Below are 23460 nucleotides of genomic sequence, written 5' to 3'. Positions count from 1 at the left end.
CAGCGGGGCCGCTGAATGCGGGCCCGGTTCAGGACTTCGACGTCAGGTACTCCTCCACCCCCGGCGCCTGGTGCGCGTCCTCGACGCCGACCACGCCGCCAGCCGCCTTCGCGTCCGGCTTCAGCACGTACGTCGACAGCGCGGCGGGCCGGTCGACGTCGGTGAAGTCCTGCGGGCTGCCGAGGCCGGTGTCGACGTTCTTCTGCGAACGGTGGGCCTTCACCACGTCCTCGCGGGCGAGGCTGCCGCCCTCGCAGGCCTTCTTCAGGTCGGCGCCGAGGAGCTGGGCCGCGTTGTAGCCGGAGAGCGCCCCGGAGTCGACCGGGGAGGCCGGGTACTTCTTCGTGTAGGCGGTGACCATGTTCTTGACGCCGGGGATGTCGGAGCTGACGGCGGGGGCGCCGCTGACGATGCTCAGCATGGCCGTCAGGGCCGGCGCGGCGGGGGTCTTCATCAGCTGGGGGGCGAAGCCCGGCGCGCTGCTGACGACGGGGACGCGCAGGCCGCGGGAGGCGGCGACGCCGACCAGGGAGGCCGTCTGGGCGGGCCCGGCGCTGATCAGGATCGCCTTCACCCCGTCCTTCTTCAGTGCCGTCACCTGGGCCGAGAGGTCGGTGTCCGTCGCCTTGATCTTCTGGCCCGCGATCTTCAGCCCGGCCTTCTCCGCCGCCCAGGTGGAACCCTGGAGCGCGTTGGCGCCGTAGTCGCCCTCGAAGTAGACGTGCCCGACGGTGTCGCCCTTGGCCAGGCCCTTGGTGCGGGTGAGGAAGTCGACCGCGGCGATCATGTCGAGGTCGTAGGTGGTGGCCATGACCTGGACGGAGTCCTTGCCGAGCAGGGAGGCGGCCCAGGCCTGGGGGTAGGTGAGCAGGTGGTCGCGTTCGATGTCGTCGAGCAGGGCCGCGACGACCGGGGAGCCGATGACCTGGGGCAGGGCGACGACGTCCGGGGAGATGTCGGCGTAGGCGGTGACGGCCTTCTGGACGTCGTAGCCGTGGTCCTTGACGACGATCTCGACCTTGCGGCCGCAGATGCCGCCCTTGGCGTTGGTCTCGTCGGCCCACATCTGCTGGGCCTGCACGATGGACTTGCCGAGGGTGGCATAGGGGCCGGTCAGGTCGGTGAGGGCGCCCAGTCTGATGGTCTTGCCGGTCACTCCGGGGCCGGACGTGACGCCGTCGGCGCCGTCGGAGGTGGTGCCGCCGTCCGCTTTGGAGCTGCAGCCGGTGGCCGCGATCAGCAGGGCAGCCAGTGCCGCGGTGAGGGCGGTGCCGCGGGTGCGGTGCTTGGGGTTCACGGGGTGTGCTCCTTGGCTCGTGCGGGTGAGGCGGGTGAGTCCGGTGAGGCGGGTGGGGCGTCGGTGCTGGTCGGCGGGGGCGCGGACGGGGTCCCGCCGGGTGGGCGGGCGGGCCGCAGGCGGGCGCGCACGCGACGGGTCAGGCCGTGCAGTCCGTCGGGGGCGTACAGGAGGATGACGACGATCGCGGCGCCGTAGAGGTAGCGGGCGGCCTCGGTCGGGCCGATGGCGCCCTCGCCGCCGGTGCCGGGGGCGGCGACCAGCGGGAGCTGGTCGGCGTACCGGGTCATCAGCAGGGGCAGCGCGGTGACGAAGAAGGCTCCCGCGGTGGCTCCGGCGACGGAGCCGAGGCCGCCGATGACGATCATGGCGAGGTAGTCGACGGACAGGGCCAGGCCGAAGTAGTCGGGCACCACCCGGCGGAAGGAGAGGGCCAGCAGGACCCCGGCCAGACCGGCGTACATCGACGACACGACGAAGGCGGCCGAGCGGTAGCGGGCGACGTTCACGCCCATGACGGCCGCCGCGGTCTCGCTGTCGCGGACCGCCGCGAGGGCCCGGCCGGGGCGGCCGCGCAGCAGTCCGCGCGCGGTGAACCAGGTGAGGGCGAACAGGGCGAGACCGAGGTACCAGAGGCGTTCCTCGGCGCCGAACGGCACGCCCAGCACGGTGAGTTCGGGGTCGTCGGCGGTGAAACCGAAGCCGCCGAGGGTGAGCGGCGGCACCGAGCGGCCGTTGAAGCCCCCGGTGACGGAGTCGGCGGTGAGCAGCAGGTGGTGGCCGAGGAAGACCAGCGCGAGGGTGGCGATGCCCAGGTAGATGCCGCGCACCCGTCCGGCGACGGGGCTGAACAGGCCGCCCGCCGCACCGGCCAGCAGCACGGCGAGGACGGCGGCGAGCGCCGGCGGCAGGGCCGGGCCGGGGTCACCGGCCAGCCAGGTGTAGCCGTAGGCCCCCACGGCGAGGAAGAAGGCGTGGCCGAGGGAGAGTTGGCCGGCGGTGCCGCTGAGCAGGCCGAGGCCGACGGCGCCGATGGCGGCGGCCAGCGAGAACAGGCCGATGCGCAGCCAGAAGGCGTCGAGGTAGAAGGGCAGCGCGCACAGGAGGAGGGCGGGCAGCAGCAGCCTGGCCCACTTCGGGACGAGTTCAGACACGGACCGCTCCCTTCGCGCCGAACAGACCGGTGGGCCGCACCAGCAGGACGACCACCATCACGGCGTAGGGCGCGACGTCGCCGAACCCCTCGCCGAGGACGTGCAGTTCGGACTGGTAGCCCGCCACGAGGGCCTCGGTCAGGCCGATCAGCAGGCTGCCCGCGAGGGCGCCGGGCGGTGAGGCCATGCCGCCGAGGATGGCCGCGGGGAAGGCCTTGAGGGCGATCTGGCCGGTGGTGCGCTCCAGGCCCGGCGCCGGGAAGGCGGCGAGGAACACGGCGGCGAGTGCGGCGAGCGCGCCGGCCAGGCACCAGGCGAGCATGCGGACCCGGCTCAGCCGTACGCCCATCAGGGCGGCGGCCTCCACGTCCTCGGCCGCCGCGCGCAGGGACAGACCCCAGGGCGTGAACCGGAAGAGGGCGAAGACGGCGGCGATGACGACGGCGGAGACGGCGATCGCGGCGAGCCGGCTGTCGGCGACGGTCACCGGGCCGAGGCCGGTCACCGCGTCGCCCCACGGGTCGCCGAGGGTGAGGAGGTCGCCGCCGATGCGCCGGGACAGGTCGGTCACCAGCACGATGTCCACGCCGATGGTGACGATGGTCTGCACGTGGGCGGCCTTGGGGTCCGGGTCGCCGCGTTGCAGCAGCAGCCGGTCGAGGGCGCCGGCCACGGCCCCGGTCGCCAGGACGGCCACCGCGAGGGCGCCGGCGAAGCCGAGGTCGTCGTGGAGGACGGCGACGAGGTAGCCGCCGAGCAGGAGCAGCGAGCCGTGGGCGAAGTTGAGGACGCCGGAGGCCTTGAAGATGACCACGAAGCCGAGGGCGACGAGGGCGTAGACGGCGCCGAGGGCGAGGCCGTTGAGGAGGGTGTCGAGGAGGGTGGTCACTGAGCGTTCTCCCCGGGGGGTTCGGTCACGTCGGTCTTTTCGCGGGTCTCGGCCGTGTCGGTGGCCCCGGGGGGCGTCCCGCCGGCCTCGTCGGGGGCGCCGGCCTCGTCGGGGGCGCCGGTGCCCAGGTAGGCGCGCAGCACCTCGGGGTGGCGGCGGATCTCCTCGGGTGTGCCGTGGGCGAGCCGGCGGCCGAAGTCGAGGACGGTGACCTCGTCGGCGAGGCGCATGACGAGGCCCATGTCGTGCTCCACGAGGACGACGGACAGGCCGAGTCGTTCCCGGACCGTGCGGACGACGTCGGCGGTGGCGGCGCGTTCGGCGCCGTTCATGCCGGCCACCGGCTCGTCGAGCAGCAGCACGCGCGGTTCCAGGCAGAGCGCGCGGGCGAGTTCGACGCGTTTGCGGTCGCCGTAGGACAGCAGGGCCACCGGGGTGTCGACGTGGGCGGCGAGGCCGGTGAGTTCGGCGATCTCGTGGACCCGGTCCAGGTGGGCGCGCTGTTCGCGCACGGCGCTCGGCAGGCGCAGGGCGCTGGCGGCGAAGCCGGCGCGGGACAGGGCGTGCCGGCCGAGCATGAGGTTGTCGGCGACCGTGCCCTCGGTCGTGACGATGTTCTGGAAGGTGCGGGCCACGCCGAGCGCGGCGATCCGGTGCGGGGCGAGCCCCGTCAGGTCGGTGTCGCCGAGCAGGACCTGGCCGGCGGCCGGGCGGCACAGGCCCGACAGGACGTTGAAGCAGGTGGACTTGCCCGCGCCGTTGGGTCCGATCAGGGCGTGCACCGAGCCCGGGGCCACGGTGAAGGAGACCGTGTCGAGGGCGGTGAGACCGGCGAAGCGGACGGTGACGTCGCGGACGTGGAGCGCGGGGGGTGCGGCCGGGGAACCGGCGGTGGCGCGGGCGGCCGTACGGCCGGTGGTGCGGATGTTCACGCGGCCCCCTGGTCGCCGGCCGGTTCGTCGGCGCTCTCGCCGAGGTAGAGGCGGCGCACGGCGTCCGTGCGGGCGAGTTCGTCGGCGGGACCGGAGAGCCGGATCTCGCCCACCTCGAGGACGTGTGCGTGGTCGGCGAGGGACAGGGCCATGCCGGCGTTCTGCTCGACCAGCAGCACGGCGGTGCCCTGCTCGTTGATCTCGCGGACGACCTCGGCGATGCGGAACACCATGCGCGGGGCGAGGCCGAGGGACGGCTCGTCGAGCAGGAGCAGGCGGGGGGCGGCCATCAGGGCACGGCCGATGGCGAGCATCTGCTGCTCGCCCCCGGACAGCAGGCCGGCCGCCTGCCGGCTGCGTTCGGCGAGCACGGGGAACAGGCCGTACACGCGGTCGCGGGACTCCCGGACCAGCGCGGGGGCGCGCCGGCCGAGGCCGAGGCCGCCGGCGCGCAGGTTCTCCTCGACGGTGAGGCCGGCGAAGACCCGTCTGCCCTCGGGGACCTGGACGACTCCGGCCCGTACCGCGGCGACCGGGTCGCGTCCGTCGAGTTCCGTGTCGCCGTAGCGGACGCGGCCCGCGGTGACGGTGCCGCGGTGCAGGCGCAGGGTGCCCGAGACGGCCCTCAGCAGCGTGGTCTTGCCGGCGCCGTTCGCGCCGAGCAGTGCGACGACCGCGCCGTGCGGAACGGTCAGGGACACGGAACGCAGGGCTGACAGGGCCCGCCCGTACATGACGTCGAGCCCTTCGACGCGCAGCGCGGGCGGATCCTGCGGTGGTGCTTCGGGCATCGCGGCTCCTCGGGTCCGTGCCGGCCGGTCACGGCACTTCGGGGGACGGGGGCGCTCACCACAACACGGGGCCGAGGGGCCGGTACAGGCGCGGGGACGGGGTCGCTGCGCGGGCCCAGTGCGGGGGGCGGGGGCTTGTGCGGGTGCCCAGGCGGGGAACACGTGCCGCCGCGGCGGCGGGACGAGGGGATGTGCGGGTCAGCGGGTCAGCGGGTCAGCGGGTCAGCGGGTCAGCGGGTCAGCGGGTCAGCGGGTCATGGTCACGGGTGAGTGGCGGTACGGCCCGCATCACCGCACCGCCTCGCCTCACCGCCGCCTCGCCTCACCGCACCGCTTCGCCCCGGCCGAGGGCCGGGGCGCGCACGCGGGGGCGCGGGCGCGGGTCCATGACGGGGCGGGGCCCGCCTCGCCGCCGCGCCGCCCAGCCCCGCCGCCCCGCCGTGGCGCCCGTCAGTGGGCGGGCCGGGCCGCCAGGGCGAGGGTGATCTCGACGACGTCCGTCGGGCGGGAGAGGCTGCGGCCGGTGAGCTGTTCGTAGCGGCGGAGGCGGTTGAGGACGGTGTTGCGGTGGCAGTAGAGGCGTTCGCCCGCCCGCTGGGCGGAGCCGTCGCAGGCCAGCCAGGTGGCGAGGGTGTCCAGGAGGACGGCCGCGTCGGCGGGTTCCAGGGTCCGCAAGGGACCGAACACCCGGTCGGCGAGGGCGGTGGCGAGGTCGGGCGCGGAGATCACCAGGGCCGCGGGGAGGTGTTCGGTCAGGCGTATCGTGCCGCCGGTCCCCGGGCACATGCGCAGCGCGGTGTCCGCGAGGCGGCGGGCGTCGCCGACGGCGGCCAGGCCCGACACGGCCGTACCGACGCCGACGCGCGCGCCCGAGGGCGGGCCGCCGTCGATCGCCGTCCCGTCCTGGCCGTCGCCGAGCAGGACGATGCCGTAGTCCACCTCGACCCCGGTGTGCCAGTGCACACGCGCGCCGCGTCCCACCGCGGCCCGTGCACCGGCCGCCTCGGACGGGGAGCCGCCGGACACCGCGACGACGACGTAGCGGCCCTGCTCGGGCAGGTCCAGGGCCTGTGCGGCCTCGGGCAGGTCGGCGATGCGGCTGGTGCCCTCCAGGAGGGCGGCGGCGAGCAGCCGCAGCCGGTTCTCGCGCCGCCAGGCGAGCTGTCGTTCGACCTGCCGGTAGGCGTCCGCGACGAGGGTGCAGTGTTCGTCGACGAAGTTCCACACGTCGGCGGCCACGTGCACGAGGAGGCGGACGTCCTCGGGGGCGGAGCGGGAGGTCTCCTCGACCAGGCCCTGCCAGACCAGGGAGCCGCCGAGCCGGAAGGCGTGCAGCAGGGCGTCCAGGGGCAGGCCCTGTTCGGCCCGGGTGGCGCCGATCTTCCAGGAGCAGCGGCGGGCCGCGTCCCGGTTGCCGCGCGGGTCGAGGAGCGAGTTCACGCTGTGCCGCAGGGAGCGGTGGACCTCCTGCCAGGTGGCGGCGGGGTCGCTCTCCACGGCGGTGCGGTAGGCGGGCTCCTGGTCCTGGAGGGCGGCGACGAGCCGGTCGGTGAGGTCGGGCAGGTCGTCGAGCAGCACCCGCGCGGCGCGGTGCAGCACGCGCAGGGCGTCGGCGTCGATCAGCGACCGGACGCGGGGCCGCGGCCGCGGGCCCGGTCCTGCGGGCCCCGCCGGTGCCGGGCGCACCGCAATCCGTGACCGAAGGGCGTGCTGCATCGCGGTCCTCCCCAGGGGTCGGTGACCCGGCGGCTCCCGCACGGCGGTGCCCCGTCCGGCTCCGGGCCGGCCGTGGAGGTCCGCACGGGTCCCGCCGGCCGGCGGGTCCTGCCCCGAAGGATGACATACCGTCCGGTCGGTCCCTAGGGGTGTGCACCGGTCTTTTCCGCCTGCTCGACCAGCCGGGCCAGTTCCAGCCGGGACCGCACACCGAGTGTGGCGAACACCCTCCGCAGGTGGTAGTCGACGGTGCGGGTGCTCACGGACAGCGTCAGCGCGACCTCCCGGTTGGTCGCGCCCTCGGCGACCCGGCGCGCGATGCGCAGCTGCTGCGGGGTCAGTCCCGCCAGGTCGGCGGGCCCGTTCGGGCGCGCTCCGCCGGCCGCGGCGCCGCCCGCGCGCAGCTCGTCACGGGTCTGTTCGGCCCAGGCGCGGGCCCCGCACCGTTCGAAGCCGACGAGGGCGGCGCCGAGCCGGTCGCGGGCCTCGCGCAGGCGGCGCCGGCGGCGCAGCCACTTGCCGTGGAGGAGTTCGGTGCGGGCCCGCTCGAAGTCGCCGCCGGCCGATTCGTGGAGGTCGAGGGCGTGCCGGTAGAGGGCGTCGGCCCGGTCCTGCGGGGCCAGCAGGGCGCGGCAGCGCAGGAGTTGGGCGGGCGCCTGGGGATCGGCGCCGAAGACCGCCCACCGGGCGAAGTCCTCGACGACGGTCCGGGCGTCCTCGGGCTGCCCGGCGGAGACGGCGGCCTCCACGTAACAGGGAATGGCGAGCATCCACAGCGCGAAGTGTCCGCGCCGGGCGCCCGGCCGTACCAGGGGCCCGAGCCGGTCCGCGGCCTCCTGGGGCCGGCCGCACCCCAGGTCGGCGCGGGCCGCCGCCCACTCCGCGAGCGTCGCCGCCTGCGCGAGGCCGTGCCGGCGGGCGGTGCCGAGCGCGGCCGCCACGTGCGCGGCGACCCGTTCGGTCTCCCCCTCGATCGAGGCGGCCAGGGCCAGTACGGCGTGCTGGTGGGCGGCCGTGTTGCGCTGCCCGGCCCGGTGCGCGGCGCGCAGTCCCTCCTCGGCGTGGGTGCGGGCGAGCGCGTGCCGTCCGGCGCGCAGTTCGACGTAGGCGAGGTACTCCCGTGCCCGGGGCACGACCGCGACGGCGTCCAGGGTGCGGGCGGCGGCCAGGGCCCGCGCGGCCGCCCGGCGGGCGCCGGCGAGGTCGCCGAGCATGAGGGCCGCCGCGGCGGCCCGCAGGCCGTCCTCCGGGACGTCGGGGCCGTCCGGGGCCGGCACCACCCGCCGCAGCCGGACCGCGGCCTCCTCGAACCGCGCCTCCAGCAGGGCCCGCAGCCCCAGCCGGTAGTCGGCGCGGGGATCGTCCGGGGCGAGGTCTGCCGTGACCCGCCCGCAGCGTTCGAGTGCGGCGAGGCACCCCGCCGGGTCGCCCGCCGCCCACGCCGCGTCGCAGGCGGCCAGTGCGGCGGCCGCGGCGTCGGCCGGGGAGCGGTCGGCGAGCAGGGAGCTGGCGAGCAGGAGGGAGGCCTGGGCCTCGTCGACGGGTCCGTCGCGCAGCGCCGCCGTGCCGCGCAGCAGTGCGGCACGGCCGCGCACGCCGGCGGATGCGCCGCCGGTCCGGGCCGCGTCGAGGAGCCGCAGCGCCTGGTGGGAACGTCCGTCGAGCAGGGCCTGGCCGGCGGCGGCCGTGTACCGCTCGGCGCGCCGCGGGCCGTCCTCGCACAGCTCGGCGGCGCGGGTGTACGCGGCACAGCGCAGCCGGCGGGACGGCAGGTCCCCGGCGACCGCCTCCAGTTCGTCGCCGCGCACGGCTCCGGCCCAGGCCCGGTGCAGCACGGCCCGCGGGTCCCCTCTCTCCGGGGCCCCCGGGGCCCCCGGGGCCTTGGAGTGCTCCAGCTCGCGGGCCAGCGCGAGGTGGACGGCCCGCCGCCGTTCGTCCGGGGCCGCCGCGTACACCGTTCTGCGCAGCAGCTCGCTGTGGAAGCGGACCTCGTCGTCGGCGGACGCGAGCAGATCGGGCAGCGGTACGGCGCCGTCGTGCCCGAGGTGCCGGACCGCCCGCAGGACGAGGCCGAGGCCGACGCCCGTGTCCTCGTCGTCGCGGGCGGCGGCCGCCGCGGTCAGCAGCAGGTCGCGGCGGTCGCGGGTGAGTCCGTCCAGGTACCCGCCGGCCAGGCCCGTCAGCACCTCGGCGCCGGGCAGCGGGTGGGGCGGGGGACGGTCCCCGCGCAGCTGGGCGGGCGAGAGGCGCCGGACGAGGGCCAGCAGGAGGGCCGGGCTGCCCTGGGCGGCGTCCACGATCGCGTCCCGGACTCCCCCGTCGAGGGCTCCGCCGGTGACCTCGTCGAGGAGCGCCACCGCCTCGGGCGGGGTGAGCGGGTCCACCCTCACCACCGGCAGTCCGGCGAACTCCGGTGCGGGCGGGCGGTGTCCGGGGACCGTGAGCAGCAGGCGCGCCGCCGCCGTCGTACGGCACAGCTGCCGGGCGGCGTCGCCCAGCACGGTGCGGGAGACCGGGTCCCACAGGTGGGCGTCGTCGACGCACACGAGCAGCGGGGCCGGACCGGCGGACAGCGTGTCGAGCAGGGCCGGTCCGAAGCCGCCGGCCGGCGCGTGGCCGGTGGCGTCGCCGAGCGCGCGCAGCAGGGTGCGCAGGCCGTCGCCGGGGACGGCCGACCGGGCGGGGTCCGCCCGTACCCGCACGACGGGCCCGGCGAAGGCGCGGGCGGCGCGTTCGAGGAACCGGGTGCGGCCGCAGCCCGGTTCGCCCGTGACGACGTGCGCGCCGCCGTCGAGCCGGTCCGCGGGGGTGCTCGCCCGGTACGGCGTCGGGCCGGGGGGCGCGGTCGTCTGTCCGGTCATTCCCGTGACGTTACGCACGCGTAACGTGAGGCGGAAGTCACTCGTCCGGGTGGGTGCGGGCCCTATTCCGGCCCGCCACCTGGGCGTTCGCGGGTGGAGCCGGGTGTGCGGGCTTGTGCCGGTGCCCAACCGCCGCCCGTCCGCGCCGTGATCGCGCACAACGACGACGGCGGCGGCGGTCGCGCGCGGATGGGCGCGACCGCCGCCGCCGTCGTACGGCTTCGGGGAGGGTCAGGAGGTGTGCGGGCAGTTGCCCCGGTACTCCTCGATGGTCGAGCTCGGGCTCGGCAGCGGGCACAGGAACTGCTCGTAGCGGGTGTCGTTGTCGATGAACCGCTTCAGCCAGGAGACGCTGTACTTCGCGATCGTCGTGTTCGAGCTGGTCGGGGCGGAGTGGGTGGCGCCGTTCAGCTCCAGGTAGGCCCGGTCCAGGGACGACGGCAGCGAGGTGTAGAAGGGCTCGGCGTGGCTGGCGACGGGGGCGACGGTGTCGCCGTCGGCACCGACGATCAGGGTGGGCGTGCCGACCTCCGGCCACGTCTTGTCGGTGTTCCACGGCGTCAGCGGGATGGCCGCCTGGAGGGAGGGCCGGGTCTTGGCGGCCTCGAGGCTGCCGCCGCCGCCCATCGAGTGGCCCATCACGCCGAGCCGGGTGCCGTCGACGCGGGTCCGGACCGAGCTGCGGCCGGTGAGGTAGTCCAGGGCCGCGAGCAACTGCTTGCCGCGCGAGGCGGGTTGGTCGAGCGTCGAGGTGGTGTCGATGGTGAAGACGACGAAGCCCTGGGAGGCGAGCCGCGGGCCCAGCCAGGAGACGGAGGACTGGGTGCCGGTGAAACCGGGCGAGACGGCGACCGCGCCGAAGGTGCCGTCGGCGGTGCTGGTCGGGTAGTAGATCGTGCCCCCGCCGAAACCGGTGACGGCGGTGGAGGAGACGGTGGTCTGCGAGACGGCGTACGGACCCCGTGCCGCCTCGATGCTCGACGTGGTCGGCGCCGGGCCGCGCTCGTAGGGGTTGTCGGCGGCCTGCGCCGCGGGCTGGCCGAGCGTGGTGAGGCCGACGACCGCGGCGATCGCCGTCACCAGGCCGGCGAACCGGCCTCGTGCGCGGTGGGGGGAACCGGCGGACACCCGGTGGGCGGCGCCGGTGCGCGCTTGCTGCTGCACGACGAGTCGTCCTCTCTGTCGTGGCGGCCCGCCCGGCCGGGCGGGCCCTCGTGGGGGATGGCCGTGCCACTCTGGGGCAATGTCGCCGCCCTGGGACCGGCAATGTCGCCGGTCTCGTGCGGCCCGCCCCGCCGCCCGCGGCGTCGTCCGCGGTCGCCGTACTCCCCCGCGCGGGACGAAGCTGGAGGTGACCGCCGGTACCCGGCACCGCCCCGCCCCGCCCGGCACGCCCCCGCCCGGCACCGAAGGAGGCCCTCCCGTGGTGCTCCCCGCCGACGACGACACCCGCGCCACCGGCGCCGACCGCTCCGCCCGCGTCCCGGCCGCCCTGCGCCGGGCCGTCGCCGACGGGCTGATCGGCGAGGACCGGCCACTGGCCGCCTTCGTCGACGTGCAGGGGGTGCGCGACGGCGTCGCCGCCCTGCACGGGGCGTTCGCGCACGTCCCCGACGTGCTGCACACGTTCGCGGCGAAGGCGTGCGCGCTGGTGCCCGTGCTGCGGCTGCTCGCCGACGCGGGGATGGGCTGCGAGGCGGCGAGCCCGGGCGAGCTGCGGCTGGCGCTGGACGCCGGTTTCGCACCGGCCCGCATCGTGCTGGACTCGCCCGCGAAGACCCGCGCGGAGATCCGCGAGGCCCTCGCCCTGGGCGTGGCGCTGAACGCCGACAACCTGGCCGAACTGGAGCGCGTGGACGCCCTGCGCCCGCCCGGCTGCGCCTCGGTCCTCGGGCTGCGGGTGAACCCGCAGGTCGGCGGCGGCACCATCGGCCCGATGAGCACGGCGACGGCGCACTCCAAGTTCGGTGTCGCCCTGCGGGACCCGGGGGCCCGCGAGCGCGTCGTCGAGGCCTTCGCGCGCCGCCCGTGGCTGACCCGGCTGCACGCGCACGTGGGGTCGCAGGGCTGCCCCCTCCCGCTGATCGCCGAGGGGGTCGCGGCCCTGCACGACCTCGCCGAGGAGATCGACGCCCGGTCCGGCCGCCGGCAGGTCACCAGCCTCGATCTGGGCGGCGGTCTGCCGGTGAACTTCGACGGTGACACCGTCACCCCCACCTACGCCGACTACGTGTCCGCGCTCACCGCCGTCCGGCCGGCCGTGCTGGACGGCCGCTACCGGCTGGTCACCGAGTTCGGCCGTTCCCTGCTCGCCAAGAACGGCTTCCTCGCGGCCCGCGTCGAGTACGTCAAGGACGCCGGCGGCCGCCGGGTCGTGCTCACCCACGCCGGCGCCCAGGTCGCCACGCGCACGGTGTTCATGCCCGGGTCCTGGCCGCTGCGGGTGTCCGCGTACGGCCCGGACGGCACGCCGAAGGACGCGCCGCGGCTGCGCCAGGACGTGACCGGGCCGCTCTGCTTCGCCGGTGACGTCGTGGCGCACGACCGCCCGCTGCCCGAACTCGCCGAGGGGGACCTGGTCGTGCTGCACGACGCGGGCGCCTACTGCTTCTCCGCGCCCTGGGCCTACAACAGCCTGCCCCGGCCGGGGGTGTACGGCTTCGTGTTCCGGGCCGGCGGCGTCGGGTTCGTCACGGTGCGGCCGGCCCAGACCCTGCGGGAGGTGTCGCAGGAGAGCGGGCTGGCCCAGGCGGACGCGCTGCTGGACGGTTTCACGGATCCTTCACGTCCCTGACGGCGTTCCCCGGGCGTCCGCACGCATCAACGGCGTGCATCGGTGCACCCGGAGCGGGTCGCCGGACGAGGAGGGACGCCGTGTTCTGGGTCGCCGTACTGCTGCTGCCGACGTTGTCCGCCCTGCTGGTGGTCCTGGACCGAGTGGAGGACCGGGTGCTCTCCCCCGCCCGGCCCAGGCGGCGGCACGCCGGGCGCAGGAGGCATCTGCACCTGGTCCGGGACACGTCGCGGGGCACGGGGACGGCCGCCCGCAAGGGCGCCCACAAGGCCGCGGCGGGCACCCGCGCCGCCTGACGGCCGGGTCACGGCCGCCGTGATCCCTCCGAGGGGTGCGTTCCGGCGCCGTTCGTGTGCGAGGCTCGGCGCGCACGGCGTCCGGCGCGGCGTGCGACGTCACCCCGACCGGCAGCAGGGAGAGTCAGCGGCATGCGTATCGGTCTGCTCGGCACCGGCCCCTGGGCGCGGACGGTCCACGCGCCCGCTCTGAGCGCGCACGAGGGTCTCGGCCTCGTCGGGGTGTGGGGCAGGCGTCCCGCCGCGGCGAAGGAGCTGGCGGACCGTCACGGCACCCGGGCCTTCGACGACGTGGACGAGTTGTTCGCGGAGGTCGACGCGGTGGCGGTGGCGCTGCCGCCGGACGTGCAGGCGGACCTCGCGGTCCGGGCCGCCGGGGCCGGTCGTCATCTCCTGCTGGACAAGCCGCTCGCCGCGACCGTGGCGGGGGCGCGTGACGTGGTGCGCGCCGTGCGGGAGGCGCGGGTCGCCTCGGTGGTCTTCTTCACCACCCGTTTCCTCCCCGAGCCGGAGGCATGGATCGCCGAACAGGCGGAGGCGGGCGGCTGGTTCACGGGGCACGCGCAGTGGCTGGGTTCGGTGTTCACCGGCGGGGACCATCCGTTCGCCACCCCGTGGCGGCGGGAGAAGGGCGCCCTGTGGGACGTCGGCCCGCACGCGTTGTCCGTGCTGCTGCCGGTCCTCGGCGACGTCCGCCGGGTGGCCGCCGCGGCTCCGGGGCCCGGCGACACCGTCCACCTGGTCCTGGACCATTCCGGAGGGGCCTCCAGCACGCTGACGCTGAGTCTGACCGCCCCGTCGGCGGCGGCCGGTTCGGGCGTGGAGATCCGCGGGGAGAGGGGGGTGGCGCGTCTCCCGGAGAGCGCCGCGGACGCCGCCACAGCACTCCGCCGGGCCGCGGACGCGCTGTGCGCCGCGGCCCGTGACGGGCGTCCGCATCCGTGCGACGCGGGGTTCGGCCTGCGGGTCACCGAGATCCTCGCCGAGGCCGAGGGCCTGTCGGCCTCCGACTCGGGCTGAGACCACGGCCGCGAAGGGCCGGTCAGGCGTGCCGGTGGGTCCGCTTGTTGCCGGTGACGGCCCGGTAGAGGACCAGCAGGATGAGCGAGCCGACGATCGCGGCGATCCAGGTGGACAGGTCGAAGAAACCGTCGATCGAGTCCACGCCGAAGATCACCTTGCCGAGCCAGCCGCCGAGCAGACCGCCGACGACGCCGATCAGCATGGTGACGATGATGCCGCCGGGGTCCTTGCCGGGAAGGAGCATCTTGGCAATGGCACCGGCGAGCAGGCCTATCAGAATCCAGGCGATGATGCCCACGGTTCCTCCCATCTCCGTTGAAAGCGTCTACGTCTTCCGAATGCACGCCGAGGGGCGTCGCAAACCTGCCAGTGTGCGTGAGCCCTCCTCCAAGGGCTCCCCGCTCCACCGGAACCAGGCCCGGTCACCCCCGGAGCTGCGGCGGGGAAGCCACCCCGGCCGGTCGCACCGGCGGTGAACTCCGCGCCGCGGGCGACGGGATGGCGGGTGCACTCGGCGACGGCCGTGCGGGCGCGGACGTCGGGGGTGACGGAGCGGATGCGGCGCGGGGCGGGGCGTCGAGGAACACGGCGTCGTCCGGTTCGGGGCCGGAGGTGCGGTCACGCCGCGGGGGCTCCCCCGCCGGGCCGTCCGTCGCTCTTCCCGGCGGCCGTCGCGGGTCGCTCCGGCGGGGTCGTCTCCACCGTCCCCTCGCCCTCGGCGTCGATGTGCGGCAGGATCCGGTCCAGCCACCGCGGGGTCCACCAGGCGTGCCGGCCCAGCAGGGTCATCACCGCCGGGACCATGAGCAGCCGGACGACGGTCGCGTCGACGAGCACGCTGACCGCGAGGCCCAGGCCGAGCATCTTCACGACGATGTTGTCGCTGACGATGAACGCGGCGAAGACGCTCACCATGATCAGGGCGGCGCAGGTGATGACCCGGGCGGTGATCTCCAGGGCGTGGGCGACGGAGGCCTTGGCGTCCCCGGTGCGCAGCCAGGCCTCGTGCACGCGGGAGAGCAGGAAGATCTCGTAGTCCATGCTCAGGCCGAAGATGATCGCGAACATCATCATCGGCACGTAGCTCTCGATGGGCACCGTGCCGGAGACGCCCAGGGCGGGCCCGCCCCAGCCCCACTGGAAGACGGCGACGACGACGCCGTAGGAGGCCGTGATCGACAGGACGTTGAGGACGGCGGCCTTGACGGCGACCAGGAGGCCTGGGACTGGACGCCCGGCAGGGAGAAGTCGTCGGAGTAGGTTCCGCCGTAGGTGCGGCTGAGTACCTGGAGGGCGACGAGGGCGACCAGCCAGCCGACGATGACGACGAGGAAGTGGCGGGCACACCAGGTGCCGAGCCGCCGGAGTGCGCCGCCTCGCGGCGTCCCGCTGGAGTGCATGGGCCGCGCCTTCGCTGCCGGAGGTGGTTCACCGTGCCCCGATACGGCCCATTAGACGCCGGTCGGCCGGAGCGGGCATCCGGGACGGACGGGCCCTCGCCCGTCCCCGCCCCTCTCCGGCCCCGGCTCGGCGCTCCGCCCCGGACCCCGCTCCCCGAACGCCGCAGGGGCTCGCCCGCGGCCCGTCCGGTGGGCGTCCGGGCCCCCGGGATGCACACTTCGCTCCCGCGATGAATGGTGTTAGTGGACCCGATGACCGCACCGGGGCCGCAGCAGCCCTCCGGACCGAGGAGCCGTGACCATGCCGACCACCGAGCCCGATCCCTCCCGGCCGCCCTCCGAGCGCGCCACCCCGGACAACCTGCTCCACACCCGCACCGGCACCGAGGTGTCGCCCGAGGACATGGTCCTGGCCACCGGCCGGGATCTCACCCCGCGCAACCTCGAGTGGGCCCGGCGCAAGCTGGAGGCGGAGGGGCCGGACTGCATCGAGAAGATGCTTCCCTGACCCGACTCGTTCGACCCGACCCGACCCGACCCACCCCCCGACCCGCCCGACTCCGTGGTGGACCGGTTGCCGCCCGGCGCCGGGACGCAACCGGTCCACCCCCTTCCGCACGGGCTCTCCGGGCCGCCGGACCCGGAGGCGCCCGCTTTCGGTGTGCCCGCTCCCGGAACCGGCGGCGGGAGCGGGACCCCGCGAGCCCGGCATGATCCGAACGAGGGACCCTGGGGGAGGTCGATCCGCACGAGGGACCCTAGGGGAGGTCCCGGTCGTCCACGACGTGCACGGCGGCCTCCTCCGCGCCCGCGGCGCCGCCGTCGATGCCGACGTCCTCGGCGATCTCCTCCTTGGTGGCGTCCGGATGCGCGCCCTCGTCCGGCGCGACCAGGCGGCCGGCCCGGGCCCCGCCCGCCTCCGGGTCGACCGGCTCGCCCTCGCCCCGCGGCAGGTCGCCGACGCCGTCCCCGTCGGGCTCGGACACGTCCGGGACCTCCTGCGCCAGGCGCTGGTCGAGGCTCTCCCCCTCGTGCTGCTCGGCGGCGGTGGTGCCGTACTTGGTGACGCCGAGCGGCTTCTCCGGCGGGGAGTAGCCCTCGTCCAGCATGTCGTCGTAGGTGCGTTCGTCGAGGGCGTCCTGGAGGTCGAGCGGCGCCGCGTCCTCCTGCTCCTCGTTGGTGCCGGTGGGCTGGTAGGCGTCGTCGGCGGTCGTCTCGGGCTCCGTGCCCATGAATGCCTCCCGGGGCTGTCACGGCTGCTCTGTCCCCGTCCGCGTATCCCGTCGCACGCGCCCCAACCGTGGCACCTGCCCGCCGCACGAGCGGACGCGGACGTCACCCGCCCGTCCTGACGGACCGGCCGGCGGGGCGGTGTCCCCGTCCCCCACGTCCCGTCCCCCACGCCCTCTCCGCCGGCGTCGCGGGGCCGTCCCCCGCCGGTCGGCGCCGGCGGCGACCCGCTCGGAGGTCATCGTGTCCGGTCGCCGGGCGGCGACGGCGCGAGGTGCAGGTCGAGTCCGGCGGACGGACGGGTCCGCCAGCCGCGGGCGTACGGCGGCGGTGGGCCGCCCGGCGGGGAGAGGGCGGCGGTGGGGATCCGGTCGGCGGTGCGCGCGATGCCCGCCTCGGTGGTGTTGGCGTTGTGGCCGCGCGGGTTGGCCGAGGCGCAGCCGGCGTAGTAGGCGACCGGGACGGCCTCGGTGCCGGTGACCAGGCAGGGCGGTCGTACGCCGAACCGGTGCAGGTCGGCGGCGGTGCGGGCCCAGTCGCGGCGGTCGGCGGCGGTCCGGTCCACGACCCGGTCCAGGACGACGTACTGCACCGCGAGGTGTCCGGCGAGGCCGAGTGCGAGGAGCCCGGCGGCGACCGGGCGCACTCGGCCGCCCGGCGCGGTGACCAGGTGGGACAGCGCGTCGGCGACCGGGACGGCGAGCAGCGCGTACACGGGCAGCAGGAAGCGCGGGGCGGCGTAGCCGATCAGGAAGAGGTACGGCACGGCGGCGGTCGCGGCGCAGGCCAGCGGCAGCAGCGTCGGCGTGGTGCGGCGGGCCCTGGCCGCGACGGCGAGAGCGGCGGCGGCCGCCAGGGGCAGCAGGCACCACCAGGCGACGATCACCGGGTCGGGCAGGGGGCCGGTGCAGGGGCGGCACAGGGTCCGGCCGACGAGGCCGCGCAACTGGTCGTCGACGGCGACGTGCCAGCCGAGGCCGCCCTGGATGCGGGAGGCCTCGGAGAGCCGTCGGCCGAGACCGCCGTGGCTGAGGTACGCCTCGGCGATCCACTGGCCGCCGCCGGTGGCGAGGCCCGCGAGCAGGGCGAGGGCCAGGCGGCCGCTCCGGGCCGGGATCAGCAGGACGAGCAGCGGGAGGGCGGTCCAGACGGCGTCGGTGGGACGCATCCAGGCCATGAGGGCGGCGCCCGCCGCGACGCCCCACAGGGCCGTCCGGTCGGCGCGGTCGGCGCGGGCCCGCAGGAAGCAGCCGACGCAGGCGAGGGCGCCGATCGCGACCCAGAGGTTGGGCATGGCCGCCGGGCCGTAGAACAACGTCACCCACAGGGACGCGAACAGGGCGCCCGCGGCGGCCAGGACGCGGGGCGGGAAGAAGGGGCGCCAGACCCGCAGGGCGAGGTGGAGCCCGAGCCCGGACAGCACGGCGAGGTGGACGCGCAGCAGTTCGGTCGAGGTCGACCAGGACGTCACCGGCGCGACCAGCAGGGAGACGCCACGGGCGCGCGGCGCGCTGAAGAAGGCGGGCGGGGCCTGGGCGGAGATCTGGCTGACGTACACCGTCTCGTCCCAGCCGAGGCCCAGGCCCGGCCCGACGAGGACCAGTTGGGCGACGGTGAAGGCCGCGGCGACGGCCGCGAGCGGCCGGGAGCCGTGCGCCCACCGGGCCGCGCCGGACCCGCTCGTCGGCGCGCCCCGTCGCGCAGCCCGTCGCGCGCCGACGAGCGTGGCGTTCCTGTCGTCGGCCATGTCCGTCCCTTGCCCGTCGCTCGCCCGTAACCGGAAAAACATGGCCAAACTAACGCGCGGGGAGCGGGCACGCAGGGTGGTGTACGGCCAGGTGCGCGCACGGTCGCCGGGCCGGGCCCGGTCGTCGCCCTCCCGCCGTCGCCGCGGAGGCGGGAAGGGCGGGAGGGCGGGGAGGGCGGTGACCGGAGCTAGCGGACGTGCGGGCGGCGGTGCCGCGGCTGTTCGGGGGCCGGGCGGTCGGGGGCGGGCGGGACGGGCCGCACCGCGGGTCCGTCGCCGTTGAGGTGGACCGGCGTGCCGTGGTGGTCGATCGTCAGCGGCGGCCCGGACAGCAGGGTGTACGTGGCCTTCTCGGGGCCTATCTCCACGTGCAGGCGGCGGCCGAGGAACTGGAGGGAGAAGGCCAGGCGGCTGAACGCCTCCGGGAGCCGGGGCGAGAAGTACAGGGTCCGGTCGCCGTCCCGGCGCAGTCCGCCGAACCCGGCGACCAGCGCCATCCAGGTGCCCGCCAGCGAGGCGATGTGCAGCCCGTCGCTCGTGTTCCGCTCCAGGTCGGCCAGGTCCATGAGGGCGGCCTCGGCCGTGTAGGCGTAGGCCAGGTCCAGATGGCCCGCCTGGGCGGCGACGACGGCCTGGCAGCAGGCCGAGAGGGAGGAGTCGCGGACGGTGAGCGGCTCGTAGTAGGCGAAGTTGCGGGCGATCTGCTCCTCGTCGAAGAAGTCGCCGCAGGTGTACATCGCCAGCACCAGGTCGGCCTGCTTGACGACCTGTTTGCGGTAGAGGTCGAAGTAGGGGAAGTGCAGCAGCAGGGGGTACTGGTCGGGGCGCGTGCCGTCGAAGTCCCAGCGCTGGTAGCGGGTGAACCCGGCGTGCTGTTCGTGGACGCCGAGTTCCTTGTTGTAGGGGATGTGCACGGCCGCCGCGGCGTCCCGCCAGGCCGCCGACTCCTCCTCGTCGACGCCGAGCCGGGCCGCCTCCTCCGGGTGGCGCTCGACGGCGTCGGCGGCGGCCAACAGGTTCGCCCGCGCCATGAGGTTGGTGTACGTGTTGTCGTCGGCGACCGCGCTGTACTCGTCGGGGCCGGTGACGCCGTCGATGTGGAAGACGCCGTGCGCGTCGTGGTGGCCCAGGGAACGCCACAGGCGGGCGGTCTCCACCAGCAGTTCGACGCCGGTGTCCCGCTCGAACGCGGTGTCCCCGGTCGCCGCGACGTACCGGACGACGGCGTCGGCGATGTCGGCGTTGACGTGGAAGGCGGCGGTGCCGGCCGGCCAGTACGCCGACCCCTCCGAACCCTCGATGGTGCGCCAGGGGAACGCGGCGCCGCTCAGTCCGAGCTGGGCGGCCCGCTCGCGGGCGGCGTCCAGGGTGCCCTGCCGCCAGCGCAGGGCCTCGGCGACGGCGTCGGGCGCGGTGTAGGTGAGGACGGGCAGGACGAAGGTCTCGGTGTCCCAGAAGGCGTGGCCGTCGTAGCCGGAGCCGGTGAGCCCCTTGGCGGGGATGGCGCGCCGCTCGGCACGGGCGCCGGCCTGCAGGACGTGGAAGAGGGCGAAGCGGACGGCCTGCTGGATCTCCTCGTCGCCGTCGACCTCCACGTCCGCGCGGGCCCAGAAGTCGTCGAGGTAGTCGCGCTGTTCGTCGAGGAGGCCCTGCCAGCCGCTGTGTCCGGCCGCCGCGAGTGCCGCCTCCACCTGGTCGCTCATCGCGGGCCGGGAGCGGGTGCCGGACCAGCCGTGCGCGACCAGTTTCTCCACCCGGAGCGTCTCGCCGGGCTCCAGCACGGAGGTGACGGTGAGACGGGAGACGTCCACGTTGCTCTCGCTGTCGGTGGTGGTGCTGCCGGGGCCGGTGATGGTGTGGTCGGCGGCGACGGCCACCCGCAGTCCGCTGCGCCGGGTGCGGTGCACCAGCCGCAGCCGGCGGCCGACGGCCACGTCCTCCTCCGGTTCCAGCGGCGACTTCAGCGCCCGCGCGGCCCGCGGGTCGGCGGCGGGCTCGGGCAGGCTCTCGTTGGCGACGAGTTCGGACTGGACGACGACGCGGCAGCGGCTGTCGACGGCCTCCACCTCGTAGGCGACGGCGGCGACGGCGCGCTGGCTGAGGGAGACCAGCCGGGTGGAGCGCACCCGGACCGTCGAGCCGGCCGGCGAGGTCCATTCGCAGGTGCGTTCCAGGACGCCCCGGCGCAGGTCGAGGACGCGTTCGTGGGAGACGAGCCGGCCGTAGCGCAGGTCGAACGGCTCGTCGTCGACCAGCAGCCGCAGGATCTTGCCGTTGGTGACGTTGATGACGGTCTGGCCGGACTCCGGATAGCCGTACCCCGCCTCGGCGTAGGGCAGGGGGTGCAGTTCGTGCACGCCGTTGAGGTAGGTGCCGGGCAGGCCGTGGGGTTCGCCCTCGTCGAGGTTGCCGCGCCAGCCGACGTGCCCGTTGGACAGGGCGAACACCGACTCGCTCCGGGCGAGGGCGTCGAGGTCGAGGTGCGTCTCGCGCACCCGCCAGGGCTCGACGGCGTAGGGCCGGTCGGCTGTCACTTGTGTTCCCCCAGTTCCCCCGGCCCGGCCAGGTCGGCCAGGTCCTTCACGACGACGTCCGCGCCGTGGGCGTACAGGGCGTCGCGCTGCCCCACCCGGTCAACGCCCACGACGTACCCGAAGTGCCCGGCGCGGCCCGCGTCCATGCCGGCCAGCGCGTCCTCGAAGACGGCGGCCCGGTCCGGTTCGACGCCGAGTTCGCGGGCGGCGGCGAGGAAGGTGTCGGGGTGCGGCTTGCCCGGCAGGCCGCGTTCGGCGGCGACCACGCCGTCGACGCGCACCTCGAAGAGGTCCTCGGCGCCGATCGAGCGCAGCACGTCACGGGTGTTGGCGCTGGAGGAGACGACCGCCGTGCGCAGGCCCCGGGCGCGGGCGGCCCGCAGATAGCCGAGGGTGCTCTCGTAGGCCTCGACGCCGTCGGTGCGGATCTTCGCCAGGAGCAGTTCGTTCTTGCGGTTGCCGAGCCCGTGGACCGTCGCCGCGTCCGGCAGGTCGTCCGGGGAGCCCTCGGGCAGGTGGATGCCGCGGGAGGCGAGGAAGGTGCGGACGCCGTCCGCGCGCGGGCGGCCGTCGACGAACTCGTCGTAGTCGTGGGAGGAGTCGAACGGCCGGTGGTCCGCGTCGTCGCGTTCGCGGAGGAACTCGTCGAACGTCTCCTTCCAGGCCGCCGCGTGCACCACGGCGGTCCGTGTGACGACCCCGTCGAGGTCGAAGAGGCAGGCCTGGATCGTGTCCGGAAGACCGAGCGTCGTCGTCATACAGGTCCCGTTCCCCTTCAACGGGTTCCCCACCGGGTGGCGCGCGCCACACGGTGCCGCGGCTCGTCCGGTGTCCGGTCCGGGATCCCCGTCCGCGTCGGGCTCAGTCGTGCGGGAACGAGTGGTGCTCGTGGGCGATCACCCAGCGGCCGCGCCGCTTGCGCAGGCCGAACGTCAGCCGCAGCCGCAGGGTGGGCCGTTCGGCCAGTTCCTCGGGGGTGCCGCAGCGCAGCAGGGCGTGCGCGAAGGCGACGTCCGGGCCGGCGGTGACGTCGAGGACGTCGATCTCGAACAGCGCGCCCCGGGACTGCCAGGCGAAGAACGGCGGCCACAGCGCCCGGTAGGCGGCGAGTCCGCGGATGCCGTCGTCGGGCGGGGTCACGTGGTACAGCCGGAGGTCCTCGGCGTGGTCGGCGACCACGGCCTCCAGGTCGCCGTGGTGGACCGCGTCGGCCCAGCGCGTGATCAGCGCGCGGATCCGCCTCTCGTCCTCCGACATGTTCCGTCCCGCTCCTTTCCCCGCCCGGCCCCTCCGGGTTCCCCGCCGGGCTGCGACACTCTGCCGTGTGTTCACCCATGACGACCTGCTGCCCCGCGCGCGTGCGCTCACCCGGCCGGGGCGGCGCGCGATCCTCGGCATCGCCGGCGCTCCCGGCTCGGGCAAGACGACGCTCGCGGAGCGCCTGGTGCGGGAGCTGAACGGCACCGGGGAGCCCTGGGTGGCGCACGTGCCGATGGACGGCTTCCACCTGGCCGACGCCGAACTGGACCGGCTGGGCCGCCGCGACCGCAAGGGGGCGCCCGACACGTTCGACGCGGCCGGGTACGCGGCTCTGCTGCGCCGGCTGCGGGAGGAGGCGGACGGCGACGACGTCGTGTACGCGCCCGGCTTCGAGCGGGTCCTGGAGCAGCCGGTCGCGGGCGCCGTCCCGGTGCCGCCGGGCGCCCGTCTCGTGGTGACGGAGGGCAACTACCTGCTGCTGGGCACGGGCGCGTGGGCGCGCGTGCGTTCCGAGCTGGACGCGGTGTGGTTCTGCGAGATCGACGAGGAGGAACGCGTCCGCCGACTGGTCGCCCGCCACGAGGAGTTCGGCAAGTCCCACGCGGAGGCGGTCGCCTGGGTGCGGGGCCCGGACCGGCGCAACGCCGACCTGGTGGCGGCCACGCGCGACCGCGCGGATCTGGTCGTGCGGGGGTGGTCGGGTGGCGTGGGGCCGGGCCGGACCGGAGCGCGGTCCGGCGACTGAGTGCCGTGCCCTGCCGCGGCGGGCGGCCTTCCCCACGGCACGGCGGGGCGGGGTCCGCCGGGCCCGCCCGTCCGGCGACGCCGCTCGTCCCCGGCGCCCTCGAGTTCGGCGGTCCCGCTGTCGGTGCCTCCGCCTAGGGTTCCCACCATGAGTGACGGAATCGTGTGGTTGGTCGACCGTGAGCACTGGATGTCCAGCGTCGTGTTCGCCCGGGGGATCACCCCCGAGGAGCTGGCCGTGCGCATGGGTGGCGCCCCGGACGGCGCGACCGGGCCGTTCACGGACCTGGAGGTGGAGCACCTCGGGGTGTGCTGGTACCGGCCCGGTGATCACGGGGACGGGGTGGTGCGGGTCGGTGAGTGCGGCGGCTGGTCCTTGGCCGTGGAGTACGGCGACTCGACCGGTGGTGACCTGCTCGCGGAGATGTCGCGGGACGGCGTCGAGGTCGTGCGGTACGTGCCCGTGCAGGAGCATCCGCCCGCCTCGGTGGACTACGCCCACGACGGCGTCTTCCTGTGCGGCTTCGGACTGCGCGAGGAGGTGTGGCGGTGGGGGCGGGAACCCGATCTGCTCCTGCCCGACCTCGTCGCGGCCGGAGTCCTCTCCTCCGACGGGAAGACGTACCTGCCGTCGGAGGACGAGGACTACCGGACCGGTTACCGTCGCGGTCTGGGCGTCGTGGAGCGGCGGTTCGGGCTGTCGCTCCCCCGGGAGTACCTCGAAGACGCGCGGCTGCCGGCCTACGCGGTGCGCGGGACACCACGGATGACGCTCGACGCCTGACCGCATCC

General features: G+C 75.6%; 20 protein-coding genes and 1 pseudogene. 6 read left to right on the top strand and 15 right to left on the bottom strand.

Annotated features, from left to right (window positions below; translation table 11 throughout):
- Positions 1–28: 28 nt before the first annotated feature.
- From ACH4N1_RS20170 to ACH4N1_RS20135, 8 genes are all read right to left on the bottom strand, one after another.
- Entirely contained in the window at positions 29–1297 is a 1269-nt protein-coding gene (locus ACH4N1_RS20170) for an ABC transporter substrate-binding protein (protein ID WP_398098759.1), read from the bottom strand.
- A complete protein-coding gene (locus ACH4N1_RS20165; RefSeq protein WP_398098758.1) occupies positions 1294–2451 on the bottom strand; it encodes a branched-chain amino acid ABC transporter permease in 1158 nt (385 codons plus the stop codon). Before ACH4N1_RS20165 ends, ACH4N1_RS20170 begins: the two co-directional genes overlap by 4 nt.
- On the bottom strand, positions 2444–3340 hold the full coding sequence (locus tag ACH4N1_RS20160) for a branched-chain amino acid ABC transporter permease (RefSeq protein WP_366056443.1): 897 nt from the start codon (positions 3338–3340) through the stop codon (positions 2444–2446). Before ACH4N1_RS20160 ends, ACH4N1_RS20165 begins: the two co-directional genes overlap by 8 nt.
- Entirely contained in the window at positions 3337–4272 is a 936-nt protein-coding gene (locus ACH4N1_RS20155; protein ID WP_398098756.1) for an ABC transporter ATP-binding protein, read from the bottom strand. Before ACH4N1_RS20155 ends, ACH4N1_RS20160 begins: the two co-directional genes overlap by 4 nt.
- Positions 4269–5063, bottom strand: a complete 795-nt coding sequence (locus ACH4N1_RS20150) for an ABC transporter ATP-binding protein (RefSeq protein WP_398098755.1) — start codon at positions 5061–5063, stop codon at positions 4269–4271. Before ACH4N1_RS20150 ends, ACH4N1_RS20155 begins: the two co-directional genes overlap by 4 nt.
- Positions 5064–5513: 450 nt before the next feature.
- Positions 5514–6779 (bottom strand): PucR family transcriptional regulator, encoded by a 1266-nt coding sequence (locus ACH4N1_RS20145; protein ID WP_398098753.1) that lies wholly within the window; start codon positions 6777–6779, stop codon positions 5514–5516.
- Between the two features lie 143 nt (positions 6780–6922).
- Complete coding sequence (locus ACH4N1_RS20140; RefSeq protein ID WP_398098751.1) at positions 6923–9640, bottom strand: LuxR C-terminal-related transcriptional regulator; 2718 nt, start codon at positions 9638–9640, stop codon at positions 6923–6925.
- Positions 9641–9871: 231 nt separating this feature from the next.
- Entirely contained in the window at positions 9872–10804 is a 933-nt protein-coding gene (locus ACH4N1_RS20135; RefSeq protein WP_398098750.1) for an alpha/beta hydrolase, read from the bottom strand.
- 259 nt (positions 10805–11063) lie between these two features.
- Between ACH4N1_RS20135 and ACH4N1_RS20130 the strand changes: the two genes are divergently transcribed.
- From ACH4N1_RS20130 to ACH4N1_RS20120, 3 genes are all read left to right on the top strand, one after another.
- Positions 11064–12434, top strand: coding sequence for a diaminopimelate decarboxylase (locus tag ACH4N1_RS20130; protein ID WP_398098749.1), 1371 nt, complete (start codon positions 11064–11066; stop codon positions 12432–12434).
- A gap of 80 nt (positions 12435–12514) precedes the next feature.
- Positions 12515–12730: a hypothetical protein gene (locus tag ACH4N1_RS20125; protein ID WP_398098748.1), complete on the top strand. Its 216-nt coding sequence runs from the start codon at positions 12515–12517 to the stop codon at positions 12728–12730.
- 132 nt (positions 12731–12862) lie between these two features.
- A complete protein-coding gene (locus ACH4N1_RS20120) occupies positions 12863–13750 on the top strand; it encodes a Gfo/Idh/MocA family protein (RefSeq protein WP_398098746.1) in 888 nt (295 codons plus the stop codon).
- 22 nt (positions 13751–13772) lie between these two features.
- Here the strand turns inward: ACH4N1_RS20120 and ACH4N1_RS20115 are convergent, their stop codons facing one another.
- Entirely contained in the window at positions 13773–14051 is a 279-nt protein-coding gene (locus tag ACH4N1_RS20115) for a GlsB/YeaQ/YmgE family stress response membrane protein (protein WP_363090077.1), read from the bottom strand.
- Between the two features lie 320 nt (positions 14052–14371).
- A pseudogene (locus tag ACH4N1_RS20110) lies at positions 14372–14974 on the bottom strand (MMPL family transporter); the annotation flags it as partial.
- Positions 14975–15454: 480 nt separating this feature from the next.
- On the opposite strand from ACH4N1_RS20110, the gene ACH4N1_RS20105 reads away from it, so the two are divergent.
- A complete protein-coding gene (locus ACH4N1_RS20105; protein ID WP_363090040.1) occupies positions 15455–15661 on the top strand; it encodes a hypothetical protein in 207 nt (68 codons plus the stop codon).
- 250 nt (positions 15662–15911) lie between these two features.
- Here the strand turns inward: ACH4N1_RS20105 and ACH4N1_RS20100 are convergent, their stop codons facing one another.
- The 5 genes from ACH4N1_RS20100 to ACH4N1_RS20080 form a co-directional block, all read right to left on the bottom strand.
- On the bottom strand, positions 15912–16385 hold the full coding sequence (locus ACH4N1_RS20100) for a DUF5709 domain-containing protein (protein ID WP_398098744.1): 474 nt from the start codon (positions 16383–16385) through the stop codon (positions 15912–15914).
- A 236-nt stretch (positions 16386–16621) separates the two neighbouring features.
- Positions 16622–18130, bottom strand: a complete 1509-nt coding sequence (locus ACH4N1_RS20095) for a hypothetical protein (protein WP_398098742.1) — start codon at positions 18128–18130, stop codon at positions 16622–16624.
- 188 nt (positions 18131–18318) lie between these two features.
- On the bottom strand, positions 18319–20664 hold the full coding sequence (locus ACH4N1_RS20090; protein ID WP_398098741.1) for a glycoside hydrolase family 65 protein: 2346 nt from the start codon (positions 20662–20664) through the stop codon (positions 18319–18321).
- Positions 20661–21422, bottom strand: coding sequence for an HAD family hydrolase (locus tag ACH4N1_RS20085; RefSeq protein ID WP_398098739.1), 762 nt, complete (start codon positions 21420–21422; stop codon positions 20661–20663). The genes ACH4N1_RS20090 and ACH4N1_RS20085 overlap by 4 nt, the downstream gene beginning before the upstream one ends.
- 103 nt (positions 21423–21525) lie before the next feature.
- Positions 21526–21921: a nuclear transport factor 2 family protein gene (locus tag ACH4N1_RS20080; RefSeq protein ID WP_398098737.1), complete on the bottom strand. Its 396-nt coding sequence runs from the start codon at positions 21919–21921 to the stop codon at positions 21526–21528.
- Positions 21922–21988: 67 nt separating this feature from the next.
- On the opposite strand from ACH4N1_RS20080, the gene ACH4N1_RS20075 reads away from it, so the two are divergent.
- Entirely contained in the window at positions 21989–22669 is a 681-nt protein-coding gene (locus ACH4N1_RS20075) for a nucleoside/nucleotide kinase family protein (protein ID WP_398098735.1), read from the top strand.
- Positions 22670–22816: 147 nt separating this feature from the next.
- Complete coding sequence (locus ACH4N1_RS20070; protein WP_398098734.1) at positions 22817–23452, top strand: DUF6461 domain-containing protein; 636 nt, start codon at positions 22817–22819, stop codon at positions 23450–23452.
- Positions 23453–23460: the final 8 nt, after the last annotated feature.

The organism is Streptomyces sp. NPDC017202 (assembly GCF_044331705.1).
Lineage (GTDB): Bacteria > Actinomycetota > Actinomycetes > Streptomycetales > Streptomycetaceae > Streptomyces.
Note: the sequence above shows the minus strand (reverse complement) of the source record. Positions and strands in the feature narration are given on the sequence as shown.

What these genes read in the sequence shown, in the direction of transcription:
- ACH4N1_RS20150 (WP_398098755.1), bottom strand. Translation starts at nt 5,063, where the DNA reads ATGCCCGAAGCACCACCGCAGGATCCGCCCGCGCTGCGCGTCGAAGGG.
- ACH4N1_RS20145 (WP_398098753.1), bottom strand. Translation starts at nt 6,779, where the DNA reads ATGCAGCACGCCCTTCGGTCACGGATTGCGGTGCGCCCGGCACCGGCG.
- ACH4N1_RS20140 (WP_398098751.1), bottom strand. Translation starts at nt 9,640, where the DNA reads ATGACCGGACAGACGACCGCGCCCCCCGGCCCGACGCCGTACCGGGCG.
- ACH4N1_RS20120 (WP_398098746.1), top strand. Translation starts at nt 12,863, where the DNA reads ATGCGTATCGGTCTGCTCGGCACCGGCCCCTGGGCGCGGACGGTCCAC.
- ACH4N1_RS20105 (WP_363090040.1), top strand. Translation starts at nt 15,455, where the DNA reads ATGCCGACCACCGAGCCCGATCCCTCCCGGCCGCCCTCCGAGCGCGCC.
- ACH4N1_RS20100 (WP_398098744.1), bottom strand. Translation starts at nt 16,385, where the DNA reads ATGGGCACGGAGCCCGAGACGACCGCCGACGACGCCTACCAGCCCACC.
- ACH4N1_RS20095 (WP_398098742.1), bottom strand. Translation starts at nt 18,130, where the DNA reads ATGGCCGACGACAGGAACGCCACGCTCGTCGGCGCGCGACGGGCTGCG.
- ACH4N1_RS20085 (WP_398098739.1), bottom strand. Translation starts at nt 21,422, where the DNA reads ATGACGACGACGCTCGGTCTTCCGGACACGATCCAGGCCTGCCTCTTC.
- ACH4N1_RS20080 (WP_398098737.1), bottom strand. Translation starts at nt 21,921, where the DNA reads ATGTCGGAGGACGAGAGGCGGATCCGCGCGCTGATCACGCGCTGGGCC.
- ACH4N1_RS20070 (WP_398098734.1), top strand. Translation starts at nt 22,817, where the DNA reads ATGAGTGACGGAATCGTGTGGTTGGTCGACCGTGAGCACTGGATGTCC.